Genomic DNA, 15,092 nt, shown 5'->3' on the forward strand with positions numbered 1-15,092 from the left:
TCGTGATCGTGAACCGCATGCATAAACTGGGTACGTAGATACGATGTCCTCCACCGGGTCTGTAGCAGGTACGCAAGCGGGTCAGGAAGACTTGCGTTCCGGTATCCGAGACGTTGCCGCGACGGCGTATCCGACGCCGAGTAACAGGCTGACTGCAATGAGGCCCGCGGCGTTGACGCTCGCGTCGAATCCATCGGCGTTGCTCTCGAATTCGAAGAGGCTCCACGCAGTGTCCGGAACACCGAGCGTGAACGACCCAGTACCGAGGATCGGGAGCACAATTGCGAGGGAGGCTCCGAAGATGACGAGGATCCCGAAGCCGACAGTTGACCCAAGTGCGACCTGTCGAAGGAAGCCGCCGATCCGTGCCGGCGGATGTGAGTCGTCCTCCACCCCGTAGACTCGCAGGCCGGTCTTCGAGTCTTCGACGACCACGTGGGACGGGTACCGGCGGAGGACGGCAACCATCCATGCGTCGCCGATCGCACCGCCAGCGTTCAACGCGAGCACGAGGACGAGCACGGGCGCCTCGAGGACGATCGCCAGCGGGAGTCCCGCGAGGGTGATAACGACGAGCGGTGCGAGCGCAACAGCCGTAAACTGGCCGCGCGTGAACCTCTGTGTCGACGTCACGTACGCGTACGGGAGGACGAATCCGGCGACTCCGACGCCGTAGGACACGTCTCCTCCGTAGTAGCGAATCATCGCAGCGTGGATCGCTTCGTGGAGGACGATGACGCCGCCGATCGAACCGACGAACAGGCCGAACCCGACGAGCGCGTCCGTTCCGCTCTCGAGTTCAATCTCGATGTTCGCCTGGCCCGTCCCCAGCCCGTAAACGGCGGTGAAGGCGATCGCGGAGACGATGGCCACGGCCGTTCCCAGGAGGGTCCACTTGCGGATAATTCGACGAGTGAGCGTAAATTCCGTCCAAGGCGCGCTGTCGTCTGGAGGTGACATGACTCGAGTATGTCGGCGCCGTGTATAGCCATTATCACTGCCGGGCGGACGAACTCCCTCACTTGTAGGTTTTCATCGATTTTCGAGTCACGGATCGATGTCGAGTGCTTTCCCACCGACGAGGAACGTGCACGACCGATGCGAATTTGTCCCTGTCTTGATATATTCTATCGAGAGGCACTGTCTAGTTCTGCACCTCCTCGACTGGCACGTTTCCATCGAGAGCTTGATTCGGTCTTTGGTGGTTGTAGTAATGTACGAACTGTTCAAGCCACTCGCGGACGCTCGCCCAACTGCCCACCCATGAATTATGGAAGCGGTCGATATGCATTTTGAGGGTGTGAAACCACTTTTCGATGAGGTATCGGTCGGTGTAGTTGACCCGGTCGCTCAGTCCGACTCGAGCGAGGGCAGTCCGATAGCCAAATTGATCGACGAGAAACTCAGTCTCGGAGAGGTCGTGTTTCTCGCGAAGTNCTCAGTCCGACTCGAGCGAGGGCAGTCCGATAGCCAAATTGATCGACGAGAAACTCAGTCTCGGAGAGGTCGTGTTTCTCGCGAAGTTTCTGCAGAAACGCAGCCACCGGATCAGTGCCATGTCGACTAAACAACGCAACGTCGAGAATTACCTTTGTCTCGATGTCTATTGCAGCATATAGCCAAGACCACTCGCCGTTGATCTTGACAGCGGTTTCGTCGACAACGACCCGCGACGGCGATGCCGTCGGCGGGTCGCGTCCGCTGTCAGCCAGCCGATGAACCCAGTTCCAGACCGCTCCGTGAGAGCGTTCAACGCCTAATTCAGCGTGAATCGTTGTTGTCTCCCGAAGCGAACAACCGGTCTGATGGAGGCGGACGGCGAACGCCCTGACAGGCGTCGCCGTCCGCTCGTTTTCCCATGATTCTTCTAAATCCGTCTCATAGCTCTCGCTGAGCAGGGCTGCGAGCATCAACCAACTCAACAGTACGACCTGCTCACTTCTCAAACTGGCTCAACTAGACAGTGCCGCGATACGAGTTGCATCTACATTTTGGAACGTTCCTGCGTTGATCCCTCGCTCGATAATCGCACAGATAGTTTCGACTATCAGGTCATTGATTTCGGTGAACCGCTCGCGGAATTCCTCGTTTCTCCTATAGTAACAACTGAAACGGTTTACACGCTGATCGCACAGCCATCGAGCGATCAGGTGTGCACTGACTTTCAGTGGCTACTATAGCTTGCGAGCGCGGTTCGAGGAGCACGATTTGACCATGGAATTCTTCGCCGGAAAGTTGGACTGGAACTACTTTTTCGCTACGAATCAGCGCCTTATAGAGATGCAGACGGATCGCCACACTCATTTATATTTTGATATTTACAACGAGATGAATCGTCTGATTCGTTCTAGCTCCGTCTTCATTTGGTCGTTTTCGATGTTTCCAGTATTGCGTGTCTCGGTCGGTTCGGATGGCCTCAAGTAGTTAACACCTATCCGATAGAAAGGGGATCATACCAATAGTGATCTGATGTCTGTTACAAGAAAATGTCACTTGAAACGTCGCACGAGACCGCGGGTGACTACAATGTAAGACGGTACGAACGTGGTGATCGAGATGGCATTCTGTCATTGTTTGAAAAGCAGTGGGGGGATCGGCTGAGTGCTGCCTGGTTCGACTGGAAATTCGTCGACGACCCGTACCTCTCGCACGTTCCGATTACATTGGCGGAGCGAAACGGTAAGATTGTTGCCGTTCAGGGATACATTCCGTCTCCAGTACGCTGGAAGGACCAGATTATTTCCGCACTCAAACCTGTCGATGCAGTAGTCCACCCTGACCACCGTCGACAGGGCCTGTATTCCCTAATTACGGAGGCCGCAATTGACGAGTATCTCGATCGGGAGCCAGCGTTCTTCTTTAATTTCCCTAATGTTGCATCATTGGGAGCACAAAAGAAACTCGGTTGGTCCGAAATCGACGTCATTCCGATGTACTACCGGCTGCAACGCCCCCATGAGATGCTGACAACCGAACGGGTTCCCGCTCCACTCGAGCAATCACTTACCGTCGCCGCGCGCGCCTATCTGTCCGTTCGAGGTCGGTTCTCGAGCGAGTCCAGTAACTTCGACGTGACGCGCTACTCATCCGTTCCCGGCGATCTCCTCGAATCGCTGTACGAATCTCACGTCCCGCAGCGGTTCCACGCCTACCGTGAAGCGCAGTACTATCACTGGGTATTCGACGCCCCAAACTACGACCACACAATATACGTAGCTCACCGTGATGACTGCCCAGTCGCTGCGCTGATCACACGAACGGAGAACGGTCGAGCCGTGAAGATCATGGAAACCCTTCCGATGACGGCGGACCACGAGGCGTTCGCCGATCTGCTCGCGGCGGCCGTCGCTGATAACAAAGCGGCCGGCGTGATAACCGTCTCAAATCGTATCCTTCCTCCAGAGTTGCTCGAACGATTTGGATTCGTCAGCAACCAGAATCCGGTTCTCTCACGCGTCGGTACTCCAACGTATCTAGCAGCACGGCCACTGTGGCGCGACGACGAATCGGCGCCGATTTCACCACGGACACTCACAGCGAGTGAAAACTGGCGTGTCTCGTTCTTGGAAGTGACTGACTGAACGACTCATTGTTCTTCCGTTCTATTCAGTTTGACAACTGATCAGTTTACTAAACTTTTTCATCATGGAGGAAGTTAAGTGGATCACACAGTCTCTGAAAGCGTGAGAAAGCCGAAAATAGAGACACCGAGCGCGAGGGCAGCGATACCGGCGATGAAGAGCGTATTGGTGTAGCCGACAGTTGAGGCGACAGCAACGAACACTGGTGGGCCAAGAGTCGTTCCAAACTGAAGAACGCTCGTTCGGATACTCATAATTCCACCACGAAACGCATCGGGCGCGAGAGTGTTCAGTGCTGTATCAGTAATTGGCTCCGCAAACCCCTGTCCGATACCGAACAGAAACAGTGCACTGGCAAGGACGATAATTGAGGGGGCGAGTGCGGCAAGCGTCATACCGATACCGTAGGTCACAAACCCGAGTGTGATGAGCCGCGGGGGCGAGAGATGGCGAATGAGACGGGACGACTGTGAAGACGTCATTCCCATCGTCACCGCCGGGAGTCCGAGCAACAGCCCGATCGTTCCGGAGGAAAGGCCGTAGGATTCATCGAGAATGAACGGGATGACCGTAAGCTGTGCGCCATAGAGAATAAAGAAAATGCCGAAAATAGCGATATACAACCCGAGAGCAGCCCGTGTTGGCACCGATTGCGCTGCATTAGTGACGTACGAGAGTCCGGACGAGTTCACGTTACTCTCGGGTTCAGGGAGGACCGCAGAGCCGGCGACGGCAACGACGATACCGAGTGCGAAACAGACGAACGGCGCGGCCCACGAGAGCAGTGCAAGGCCGCCACCCAGTAGGGGATAGCCAGCTGCGCCGATGGCGAGGATCGCTGCGTTCAGTCCGATGAGACGACTCCGCTGTTCGCCCGAAAACAGGTCACCGAGCAACGTCACGGTGAGACTCATGATGGCACTGCCGGCAGTTCCCTGCACGACGCGGAGACCGAGAAGCGTCGTGAATCCGTCGACAAACACGACTGCAATGCCACTCACGCCAAACAAGAATAGCGAAGGGACGAGCACGCGCTTGCGACCAACGCGATCGGCGATGAGTCCGACGAACGGCGTGAGAACGATGCCGGGCAAGGTAAATGCCGAGATGAGGAGACTCGCTTGACCCGCCGAGATGTTCCATGCCGCCTGAATCGTCGGCAGTGCTGGGCTGATGAGGGAGACGCCCATTACACTCACGAGCGTACTCGCAAAGATGATGAGGACTGTTTGTGATCGCTGGATGTCTGCAAGTGGGTTAGATAGCTGTATGTTCATGGATGTTGTCGATTGAAATTCGCTCGCCGAACTGCATCGAATAGCGCTGCGTACAACAGTGGGACGCCGAACGAAATCCCACTGAGACACCGGTCAGCGTTGTCAGGTCCACAATCAGCGTACGAACGGACTGACAGAAACCGTGTGCTAACCTAATTGCATACTCGCGCTACCGTCTGTTGTTCTAAAATTGGTCATGCTAGGCTTCAAGCTTACGCACTCGCCTCCGAGTGGAGGTGACCGTTCACATTGGCTTCAGATACCTCCAAGCTATCGAAGCTCCAGATCGTGAGTTCGCCGTTTTCGATCACCTCTTCGGTGAGGGTCCTGAAACGATGTGCACCGCAGAGTTGGCGGAACTATTGTGCGTGCGCAAGTCGTCGTGGCTTGGGGTGATCAAACGTCGCTCGGCTGTACCTGAACAGTTGCGATTTGGAGACGCTCGGGACTTCAGGCTGGGATACAACAAATAATTGACGGCACTTTGGTGGCTATATTGAGGCTGTTTTCAACGTACGTATCGTTCTCGAACAACGAGCAAACTGGGTAACACCGTCACACAGCTAACGAACGCAAAGATGATACTCAACCCAGTAACGAGGCCGAATCGGTGGAGCGGTGGGGAGAGCGCGAGTGCCAGGACGCCAAAGCCCGCTGCCGTCGTCGCCGCACTACCCAACAATGCACCACCAGTCCCAGTGACTGCCGCCACCAGTGACTCGTCAAGCGACTCTCGGCGCTCGCGCTCGTCGACGAATCGTTCACAGAGGTGGATGCTGTAGTCGACGCCAAGCCCGATCGCCAAACTAGTAATGACAACGGTCTCACTGTTGAACGGGATGTCGAGCAGTGCCATCGTGCCGAGTAACCACGCGAGTGCGAGGAGGACGGGGACGAGCACTACGACCGCGAGCCCCGGCGCACGGTACCGCCACCAGTACAGTCCAAGGAGGAACGTCAGGATGACACCCAGCGTCACGGCGAATCCTTCGACGAGCGTCTCGAACAGGGCGCTCTGGGCGACAGCGGTGATGATCGGCCCGCCTGTCGCAACAGCTGTTACCGGTGCATCCGCTTCGATACCGGTAGCGACCTGTCGCACGTCGCTGGCAATCGATTGGGCAGCCGCGTCGGTCTCAACACCGATGGTCAATTTGGCTGTCGAATACGACCCATTCTCGGTTTGATAGAGCACGGTTGATGCCCGATCAGGAGCGGCATCGTACACGAGGTCGTAGACTTGCTCGATATCTTCGTCCGGGAGACCGTCACCATCCACGTCTCGCGCATCGATCGCGGCGGCGACAGTCTCATTTTCGGACGCTACTGAACGGAGAACAGTCGCCGGACTCTCGACGGTGGGCGTGCCGTCCGACTGCATGGCGATCGTTCCATTTCGACTCGTATATTGAGACGTATCGTCGGTCGCGGTGAGCAGCGCTGGCGTGGTCACATTCCCGCGTATTAGTATCTGAGCGTCCGACCCTTGTCCGCGTTGTCGGAAGTTATCGCTCAGGTATTCGAGATTCTCTCGGACGTCGTATTCGGTTGGGGCGAACGGTTCCGGAAGCGACTCCATCCATCCTGGGGCGTCCTCCGGAAGGAAGTCCGCCTGGTTGAACTCCGTATCCAGGCCAGTCGCACCGTAGGCACCTGCCGAAGCTACCAACAGTGAGACGACGAGAACGGCGATCGGTATCCGTCGTGAGAGGGTCGCAGTGCCCGAGAGCACACGACGAATCGGCCCTGAGCTGACTCCGAACGCTGACTTCTGGCGATCACGGCCAAGTCGAGAGAGGAGCCGTTCGACTTCGAGTTTGACGGCTGGGACGAGTGCCGCAAAGACGACGAGCATCGCGACGATTCCGGCGGCGCTCAGGAGTGCGAAATCCTGTATTGACGCGAGCGGGCTGACATAGTTCGAGAAGAAGCCAATTCCGGTCGTGAACGCAGCGGCGGCCAGCGAAACGACGATACCGGCGATCCCCGCCCACATTGCAGTGGTCGGATTTCGCTGGGCATCCGACTCAGTATCGGTGCCGAGATCCTCCGTTCGCGCCTCGCGATAGCGCATGACGACGTGGAGAGAGTAGTCGATACTCAGGCCGATGAGTAGGAATGGAACGGCGATAAGTATCGAACTGGACGGGATTCCAAGCCAGCCCTGGATACCCTGGAGCCACACCATCACCACACCGATCCCGAACAGGCTGATGAGCACGTCGACAATGTCGCGGTACGCGATACTGAGAACGATGAGCAGGAGAACGAGTGCGACGGGAGTGATGATGAGGAAACTGTCGCCGATTGCCTGCGAGGACGCCTCGTCGATGATGCCCTGTCCAAAGACGAACGCGTCATCGAAACGCTCGTCGACCAGTGAGGCGATAGCAACTTGCGCATCGTACGCCTCCTGGGGCGTTTCGCTAGCACCGCCACTTTCATCGGATTGGAACACAAGGGTCAGTCTCGCGTCGGCGCTCGTTGCCCCGGGTTCGTAGTCCGACGGCAGGAACGGAGTCGGGTCGCGGTCAGGTGCGGTTGAACCCGGATCGAGTACTCGCGCGAGTAGTGCATCAACCTCCTCGTCCGAGCGCGTCTCGAGCGCCTCGATCTGTTGATCGAGTGTCGGCGCTGGTGGCCGTCCGTTCCGACTGGCGGCTGTGTCGTGTGTCCCGTTCTCTGCCGTTTGGGTTTCGACATATGCCGTCGTCGCCACGATATTCTCTAGGCCGAGGAGACCCGACTCCGCTTGGAGCGTCGTATTGATGGATTCGGTCTCGCGTATTTCCTGCTGCAGTCGGAGGCTCTGCAGTAGTGACTCGCGGGTGAGGGTATCTCCACCTTCGTCTTTGACGACGATCTGTGTAACTACCGCATCATCCGTTTCATACGTTGATTCAATTTCTTCGAGCGCTGCCTGTTCTTCGGAATCGATGCCTGCCCGACCGATCTCGCCGTCCTCACTGGTGCCGACTACCGCGCCAGCGCCGACGATTGCCGTGAGGACGAGTAGCAGGACGATTATAAGCTTGCTCCGCGAGATGAGCGCGTCCGCGTATCGAGATGGCAAATTCCGCTTCATTGGTAACCGTCTCCGCTTCGTATTCGCATGGGCTGTGGTACCGAGGTGGGTCGACGGTTTGGTGGATCGGAATCGCTCATTACAACACTCTTTGTATGGGCCTCATAAGGAACGATGGAGAGCTCCCACAATATGGGATAACCGCGGATTTCGGTTGGTCTCCGGTAAGGGATTTCGCAACTAGACGACTGAAAAAGCCACTCTGAATGAGACAGATGGCATGGGTGGACTGTGTGCAGTGATATCTGAACAGCCCTGACTAAACCAGAAGCAGTGGTTACTGCCCGTAGAGTCCGTAGATCATGACGAGGAAGCCGCTACAAGCGATGAGGCTCTCGAAGAGCATTCCCTGGACGCTTGGAACGCCAACGATGTGATGGAGAATTCCAACTAAAAACGTTCCGATGGTGATGACCATGAGGCCCACTGCGAAATACTGGAGTCCCTCTATCTGCGTTCGCTGATAGGCTCGATAGGCTAACAGGGAGACGATACCCCCGAGTACGAGCGCACCGATTTTGGCAATTCCGAGTAGTATTATAATACTATCCGTCATGATTCCTTCTTCATCTCGGACCAGAACGTTGCCATACGATCCTCTGCATCCTCTTTTGGCCGTTCAACGGAGACGGTGAACTCGTCGTCGTCGATGCTGATCGAGATATCCGTGAAATCCCGTTCGTACAACGTGGCGTTCGGTCCATCACGGCGGACTTCAGTGTATTCTTTGACGAGTGCTGCCTCGCGGAGTCGCTTGAGTTTGCGATACGTCGTCGAACTTGGTAGATCGCAGTCCTTGCAGAGTTCGGTTGCAGATTTTGGCTCGCACAACGCCGTGAGTATCGCTCTGCATTTGCTGTCTTCCAGCGATTGTAGTACCGCTGAAACGGAAGAGCCGTCATCATCCTCCGAAGGTCCCTGAACCATGTCGGTGGCTGTCCGAGTTGCGTTCGACCGTGATGGGATAAGCGAAAGCCGATTTGGGTCGATGAATTCCTCAGTCATTTGAATATCGAATTCTCCAACTCGTCTCGACTCGGAGACGATTACGCTGTCAGTTAGCTCTATCTTGCGACTCTGTGTGCATAGTGGTATTTGGTGTTCCCAGATCGTTGGACTACTAAAGCATCCAATACAGAGGTGGTTAGAGTCCGGACGAATGCGCGTCTGATTTCCATCGCTCAGTCTCCACCCGACATTCTGGGACACTTCGATCGTTGTTTATCTACCTTCTTGTTAGGATAGATTCTCGGAGTACGAGTTCAGAGATCGTTCGTCGATAAACCGTGCTTCAACGGCGGTTAGCTGAGGATGCTATGTAAGGTACTGATGTTCATTGATGAACCGAAGTAGTATCTGATACGTCTGGATACGTATCGATCCATGGTTGACTGCGCTCTATCGCCGCACTGGCTGAAAGAATAGTCTCCTCGTCGAACCGGGATGCTACCAGTTGTGCACCGATCGGCAGTCCATTCTCGGAGAGGCCAGCCGGAACCGACGCAGCTGGATGGCCACTAAGGTTTAACGGCCACGTGAGGACCCAATCGAGATACGGATCGATGGGTTCCCCATTTATCGACTCTGGGCCGACTTTTCCTGCCTCGAAAGGTGGACACGCGAGTGTCGGTGTGAGGAGTAGATCGTATTCGTCCAGAACGTCTTGTATGGCGTCATATACCTGTGTGCGCACGACATCGGCTTGTTTGAACGCAACAGCGCTATGGTCGTAGCCGTTCTCTATGAGTTCAACCAATTTTGGAGTCACCTTCTCACGGTGTTCTCCGAGGAGATCGATTCCGTCGCTCTCGTTGAGACTTTCGGCAATCGACGCCAGCGTGGATTCGAAGAGGAGTGTTTCCGCTTCCCGCATAACCTCGAACGGAATCGGGAATTCTGGATCTACTCGGTCAATTGTTGCCCCACTCTCACGAAGTGTCTCGGCGACATTGTCCACCTGCTCCTTGACCGCGGGCTCGACCTCGAAAATACCGAAATCGGGACTGTACGCGATGGAAAGATCGTCTATCGGCTGACGGATGGCTGATAGATACTCAGATTCATTGTCGGGAATACTGATCGGATCACGTGAATGAACACCAGTGATGATTTCAAGCAGCAATGCTGAATCCGCTACTGTTCGTGTGATTCCACCGAGAGACATGAACGGAGCAGCCGCTTCAAGCGCGTCTGGTCTCGATGCCTCGGGAACCACCCCTGCCGTCGGTTTGAGACCGTATACACCACAGGCGCTCGCGGGAATTCGTATCGAACCTGCGGCATCAGATCCAAGAGCGATTGGAACGGCTCCAGCCCCTACGGCAGCGGCGCTCCCTCCAGAGGATCCGCCAGCAGTTTTGCTGGGATCGAAGGGGTTGCCGGTTGTTCCGTACAGTTGATTCGTGGTATCGGCAGCGTGACCGAACTCGGGACTATTCGTTGACCCAATGACGATCGCTCCTTCATCTATCAGTCGTTGCACGATGACTGATGTCTCCTTGGGAACAGATTCTGCGAATACGGCCGAACCGTTCGTACATGGCATCCCTTCGATAGCGGAGTCAAGATCTTTCAGTGCGATCGGGACACCGTGAAGACGACCGAGTGGCTCGCCAGATTGGACAGCATCAGTCGCCTTATCCGCTTCTACACGGGCTTGCTCTTCGCGAAATTGTACGAACGCGTTGATCGACTCATTTATCTGCTCGATTCGTTCGTAGGCTGCGTCGACGGCTTCTGCTGGCGTGATGTCTCCGTGTTCGATTTCCGTTGCGAGTCGTCGCGCGGATAGACTGGTTGGATTGGTCATTGTGTCTAGATCTGTGAGTTGACCTGCAGGGAATCTCGTGTCAGCGATAGAGACGCGTATGGTTCATGGACGATGCTCTGCGGTGGATTACAAATAGCTCTCAATAATCCCCGACCGTTCTGTCCAAATTGTGAAGTAGTCACCATCCTGGTTGGCACAGATACTCACAGACACACCATAATCGAATAGATGCCCATTTACTGAATCAATGTCTTATAAGTGGCTGACTACCCGCTGCAAATAGTCCGAATGAGATTCTGCTGACCTCGTCTGAGGAGTGTCGATACTGCCTGAGTAGAGATATCTAACTGATCTGCGACCTCTTCCATCTTCGCCTGACGTGGAATATCGAAGTAGCCGAGTTCGAACGCACAGACAAGCGTCTCACGCTGGATTTCGGTTACTCCCGACGCTCGGTTCCCGTTTACAGTCCCGTTTTCTTCATAGAGTTTGTGTAAGAGAAACGGAATGCCGCGCTCTTTGCAACCCTCTTGATATCGTATCAGATTATCCCGTGCTGGAAATCGCACCCGCATGTCGAACCCTTCTGGCGTTGCCGTTGCATCCAGTACGATTCCATTATTTTCAAACATCAGTGGATAGGGCATACTGGCTTTCATTTCCTCTATATGAGTGATTGTGTAGAGACGTCGATCGCCGGTTTGAGCAAGGCACTCGTAATCGCTGATCAGTTCGTGATCGTGGAGAACTCTTTCGAAGGCATCAAAGTCATCACCCCACGCCCAGCCGAGGATTTTTCCTCGGCCTTCAGATTCAGGATAGAGCGCCGTATTCCTGAGTTTCATCTCCGGTACCTGTTCTAATATTTTGGGCAATATTTGGGTCTGTATCGTGTATTCCACTATGATATTCATGGCACTCTTTCTTGAGGATGATGAGTTAAAGCTTATTCTGACCACGAGGTTTCCATCGAGGTAGACAGAGAACAGAAAGCAGCGTTTGTATCAAGAAGTTGCTCAGCTGGCTGTTTAATACTCACCCCTGCCGATGATTTCTTCTGCTATCCGGCTAATCCAGATGAGACGGTCGCGACCGACTTCAAAATCACTCACTCCTCGCAGGCGTGACCGATGGAGAGAAGACGAGGGTGGCGTTCAGAGGGGCGCTGACCCCGTTCTTTCCATCCAGCGAGCGTCGGTTGGCTGGTTACGGTGGAGGTCCACGGTGAACGTATCATGGAACCAGTGAGGCGGATCCGCCTCATTCAAGCCGACCAGTCCCATTCGCCGGCGAGACGGTGGCGGAGGCCCGTCGCACACCGAGCGCGGGTTAACCGTGATCGGTGTCTCGCGAAGTGACGAGGCGATTCAGGAGTCACGCGTTTCGAGCGAACAGTCGCCCACTCGTGGCTGCAGGCTGCCGAGTTCTTTCAATATTGCACACGGAAACGCCTGCGAGAGCTACGGATAGCTGCTGCGACCGTGGCCCTCGCCCCATCAAAGCATCGCAAAAGACAAGCTTACCGCAGTATTTCCGAGCATTCCAACTCCGTCGCAAGCTCTTGCGAAAACCTGGAAAAATAACACTCGAAGAAGCCATCAACCAACGTGCTACACGAGAACGGGCATATAAACTGGATAGCCCAGAGAATCGATCGTATTCGCCTGCATGAACCGATTTGGTGCCCGCCAAATTCGGATGTGGGTTTAACTCCCCACCCAATCATGATGTGATCACTGACACGATGTCCACCCTCCCGCCTTGGATCGAGAACCGGATTGAACATAATTTCGACAAAAAACTCACACAGCGCCACGTCGTCGAGACGATGCTCGAAGCCGAGCGGCCGTACTTCTCGGCCGAGCAGATTCGCGTTCGAGTTCAGTCGGACGTGAGCAAAGAGACGGTCCGTCTCCGACTAAACGAACTCCGCGAGCGGGATGTCATCGCTGCCGACACGTATCCAGAGTCGATCACGTTGTACTACCTGAACCATCCGGAGTCGAACTGGCCGCTCTCACCCGAAGGAAAAGAGGCGCTTGCGTTCGAGACGCCACTCGAGACCCTCTCGGCCGCTGATTTCGTTCACCTCCGGAATCCAGCCGGTATCCGAACGCTAGTGCTTGCGGGCTTTCAGTTGACGCTCGTCCTCTTTGCGATCGGAATCGTTGCGCCGGTTATCCCGATCGATTCACTTGTGGAGAGTACAAACGGGTATTGGGAAGCGGGCGGCAACCTCTTTGTAGTGTGTTTTGTCTTGCTGCTCGCTGAGCGACTGGCGAGAGAGATCCGGGCCAAAAGAAGGGCAACGAAGAGCGTTCTTCCCGACAGTATCCGCTCCAAGTAATGCCAACGAACCGATCGAAAAACCGTCTGCTGTCCATCACGGCTACACAACCAGACCGAACACCACGCACCTATGTCCAACGAACACCGATCCACATCGACCGAGACACAATCACAACCGGGACCGACTCTTCTGACCGAACGAACTCTGAGCGGAATCTTCGTTCATCTGTTGGGTCTCGGAACCGGATTTGTTCTTCCTGCGGTCATATACTTGGTTGCAAAACGCGACTTTACGCGAGAAAATGCCCGAAATGCGTTCAACTGGCAACTGCTGTTTACCGGATCGTTCTCCGCTCTGCTGGGGATATTCGCTATTGGGCTGGCATTCGAATCGTGGGCCCCAGACGGCACGATCGGACAACAGATTGGACGCGCGTTTATCCTCGTGTTTGCGGTGGGCTTTTTCGCATTTACGTTTGCGGTGCTGATTAACTTCGCCTGTGGACTAATCGCCATGGCCAAAGCGATATTTGGCAGTGCCTGGTCGTACCCACTCGCACCGGATTTCCTCGGGTGGATCGAGGCAAAAACCGATGGCTCCGTCACCTTCCGGACGGTCCTTATCGGATACGTCATCACGGTACCGGTTGTATTCGCGTACCTCCTCTGGAGTGGTTTGGCAGGAGGACCGGAAAGCGGTCTCGGCTTTACTATCGGGTTCGTACTGGTGATATACCTGATCATTACGTCGGTAATCACGCCGGGAGTTCTCATTCGCGATGCGCGTATGAACGACAAATCGGATGCAAATTGGAAGATAAACTGGTTGCTGTATGTTACCTCCCCGCTTGCCATCGCCGCTCTGACGTACGTTCTGGCAGCGGTACAGTTTGGTTCAGAAAACCCGTCCGGTGATGCATTTTACGCCTTTTCAGGAGCGTTCTGGCTCGCGACGATAGTCTATCTAGTCCGACAGCAGTACTGACAGGAAGACAATTATTTTGAAGGACTGATCACCGTCTCGAGGGTAGGACAGCCGTATCGTGGCCGAAAAGTGTAGACAGGTCACTAACGTATTTATCAGTTAGCGGTACTGATCGTAGTCACTTGCTGGGTCCAACGCGTATCGGTCATAGAATCTATCGCACCCAACGACTCCAGAATCGACACGAACGGATCAAGAGAGGCAATGAGAGGGGGCTTGTTGAAACCCTTCAGTTGGCATTATCTATTTCAGCGCCTCCTCAGCAGGCGTTCGGCCATTGAGTGCTTAATTCGGCTGATTGTGGTTGTAATGGTGTCTAAACCGTCTGAGCTAGTGGCGAGCGCTGGCTGGACTGCCAGAAGAGTGACAGTGGTCAATTCGCATTGAGCCAGTCTGAAACGGCTTCATTGAATCCGCAGAGGGCAGCGGGTTTCACTGTTTGACGGCTTGTTCGACGTTGTAAACGGCAGCAGTGAGAGCGATTTCACGAAACTGACGGTACTAGGCTCGCGCTCGGACGGCGGAGTCGTACGAGTGCTTGATCACTGAGTTCACGGTTTCACAGATCGACCGCTGGTTGTAGAGATCGTCGTCGATCCGCACGTTGTGCGCGTGATCGTAGGGTGCGAAGATGTGGTGTTTAATCAGCGGTCTCACGCCGTCAGAACGGAGTTCTTCGCGGAATCTCATATCGTCATAGCCTTTGTCAGCGGCGAGTGCGAGCAGGTCGCCGGCGTTCCGCNAGAACGGAGTTCTTCGCGGAATCTCATATCGTCATAGCCTTTGTCAGCGGCGAGTGCGAGCAGGTCGCCGGCGTTCCGCCGGACGACCTGCGGGCCAATCTTCGTCCCGTTTGGCCATTTCGCACTACAGTGTACGTCGATCACCGCACCCTGCGCGGTATCGACGAGACGTTTTCGTGCTATCGAGACAGCCTGTTTGACGACGCGGAAGAGAATCTTCTGCACAAAGACGCCTCTTCCGCTTCACCTCAATCGTTCTGACGACTTACCCCGATGCCGTCCGTGGATTCAATAGAACCGTTTCATTCAGAAGACTCAGATTGAATTGGCTGCTCAGTAAGGATGCGTATGTATCTTCCGTG

General features: G+C 55.1%; 10 protein-coding genes and 3 pseudogenes. 4 read left to right on the forward strand and 9 right to left on the reverse strand.

Features of this window, described 5'->3' with window-relative positions; translation table 11 throughout:
* Nucleotides 1-81: 81 nt before the first annotated feature.
* Together C480_RS18225 and C480_RS23910 are read right to left on the reverse strand one after the other, a co-directional pair.
* The gene (locus tag C480_RS18225; protein ID WP_083873409.1) at nucleotides 82-960 is read right to left on the reverse strand and encodes a DUF3267 domain-containing protein; all 879 of its coding nucleotides are present in this window, start codon (nucleotides 958-960) and stop codon (nucleotides 82-84) included.
* Nucleotides 961-1,144: 184 nt separating this feature from the next.
* Nucleotides 1,145-1,910, reverse strand: a pseudogene (locus tag C480_RS23910) (IS6 family transposase).
* A gap of 576 nt (nucleotides 1,911-2,486) precedes the next feature.
* On the opposite strand from C480_RS23910, the gene C480_RS24595 reads away from it, so the two are divergent.
* Entirely contained in the window at nucleotides 2,487-3,581 is a 1,095-nt protein-coding gene (locus C480_RS24595) for a GNAT family N-acetyltransferase (protein ID WP_006824123.1), read from the forward strand.
* 83 nt (nucleotides 3,582-3,664) lie between these two features.
* Here the strand turns inward: C480_RS24595 and C480_RS18245 are convergent, their stop codons facing one another.
* The 6 genes from C480_RS18245 to C480_RS18275 form a co-directional block, all read right to left on the reverse strand.
* Nucleotides 3,665-4,858 carry an MFS transporter gene (locus C480_RS18245; RefSeq protein ID WP_162832072.1) on the reverse strand — a complete coding sequence of 398 codons (1,194 nt, stop codon included), beginning with the start codon at nucleotides 4,856-4,858 and terminating at the stop codon, nucleotides 3,665-3,667.
* A 508-nt stretch (nucleotides 4,859-5,366) separates the two neighbouring features.
* Nucleotides 5,367-7,943, reverse strand: a complete 2,577-nt coding sequence (locus tag C480_RS18250; RefSeq protein WP_006667110.1) for an efflux RND transporter permease subunit — start codon at nucleotides 7,941-7,943, stop codon at nucleotides 5,367-5,369.
* Nucleotides 7,944-8,220: 277 nt separating this feature from the next.
* Complete coding sequence (locus C480_RS18255; RefSeq protein WP_006667111.1) at nucleotides 8,221-8,499, reverse strand: DUF7521 family protein; 279 nt, start codon at nucleotides 8,497-8,499, stop codon at nucleotides 8,221-8,223.
* Entirely contained in the window at nucleotides 8,496-8,870 is a 375-nt protein-coding gene (locus tag C480_RS18260) for a helix-turn-helix domain-containing protein (RefSeq protein ID WP_394296356.1), read from the reverse strand. The genes C480_RS18255 and C480_RS18260 overlap by 4 nt, the downstream gene beginning before the upstream one ends.
* Before the next feature lie 406 nt (nucleotides 8,871-9,276).
* The gene (locus tag C480_RS22435) at nucleotides 9,277-10,752 is read right to left on the reverse strand and encodes an amidase (RefSeq protein ID WP_006667113.1); all 1,476 of its coding nucleotides are present in this window, start codon (nucleotides 10,750-10,752) and stop codon (nucleotides 9,277-9,279) included.
* A 227-nt stretch (nucleotides 10,753-10,979) separates the two neighbouring features.
* Nucleotides 10,980-11,627 carry a helix-turn-helix domain-containing protein gene (locus C480_RS18275; protein WP_006667114.1) on the reverse strand — a complete coding sequence of 216 codons (648 nt, stop codon included), beginning with the start codon at nucleotides 11,625-11,627 and terminating at the stop codon, nucleotides 10,980-10,982.
* Between the two features lie 526 nt (nucleotides 11,628-12,153).
* Between C480_RS18275 and C480_RS23200 the strand changes: the two are divergent.
* The 3 genes and pseudogenes from C480_RS23200 to C480_RS18285 form a co-directional block, all read left to right on the forward strand.
* Nucleotides 12,154-12,313 (forward strand): annotated as a pseudogene (locus tag C480_RS23200) (IS1595 family transposase); the annotation flags it as partial.
* Between the two features lie 144 nt (nucleotides 12,314-12,457).
* On the forward strand, nucleotides 12,458-13,060 hold the full coding sequence (locus C480_RS18280; protein ID WP_049903968.1) for a hypothetical protein: 603 nt from the start codon (nucleotides 12,458-12,460) through the stop codon (nucleotides 13,058-13,060).
* Between the two features lie 72 nt (nucleotides 13,061-13,132).
* Entirely contained in the window at nucleotides 13,133-13,987 is an 855-nt protein-coding gene (locus C480_RS18285) for a DUF4870 domain-containing protein (protein WP_006667116.1), read from the forward strand.
* 432 nt (nucleotides 13,988-14,419) lie between these two features.
* Here C480_RS18285 and C480_RS22440 read toward each other — a convergent pair.
* Nucleotides 14,420-14,898, reverse strand: a pseudogene (locus C480_RS22440) (transposase); the annotation flags it as partial.
* Between the last annotated feature and the right edge of the window lie 194 nt (nucleotides 14,899-15,092).

It is taken from the genome of Natrialba aegyptia DSM 13077 (genome assembly GCF_000337535.1).
GTDB lineage: Archaea > Halobacteriota > Halobacteria > Halobacteriales > Natrialbaceae > Natrialba > Natrialba aegyptia.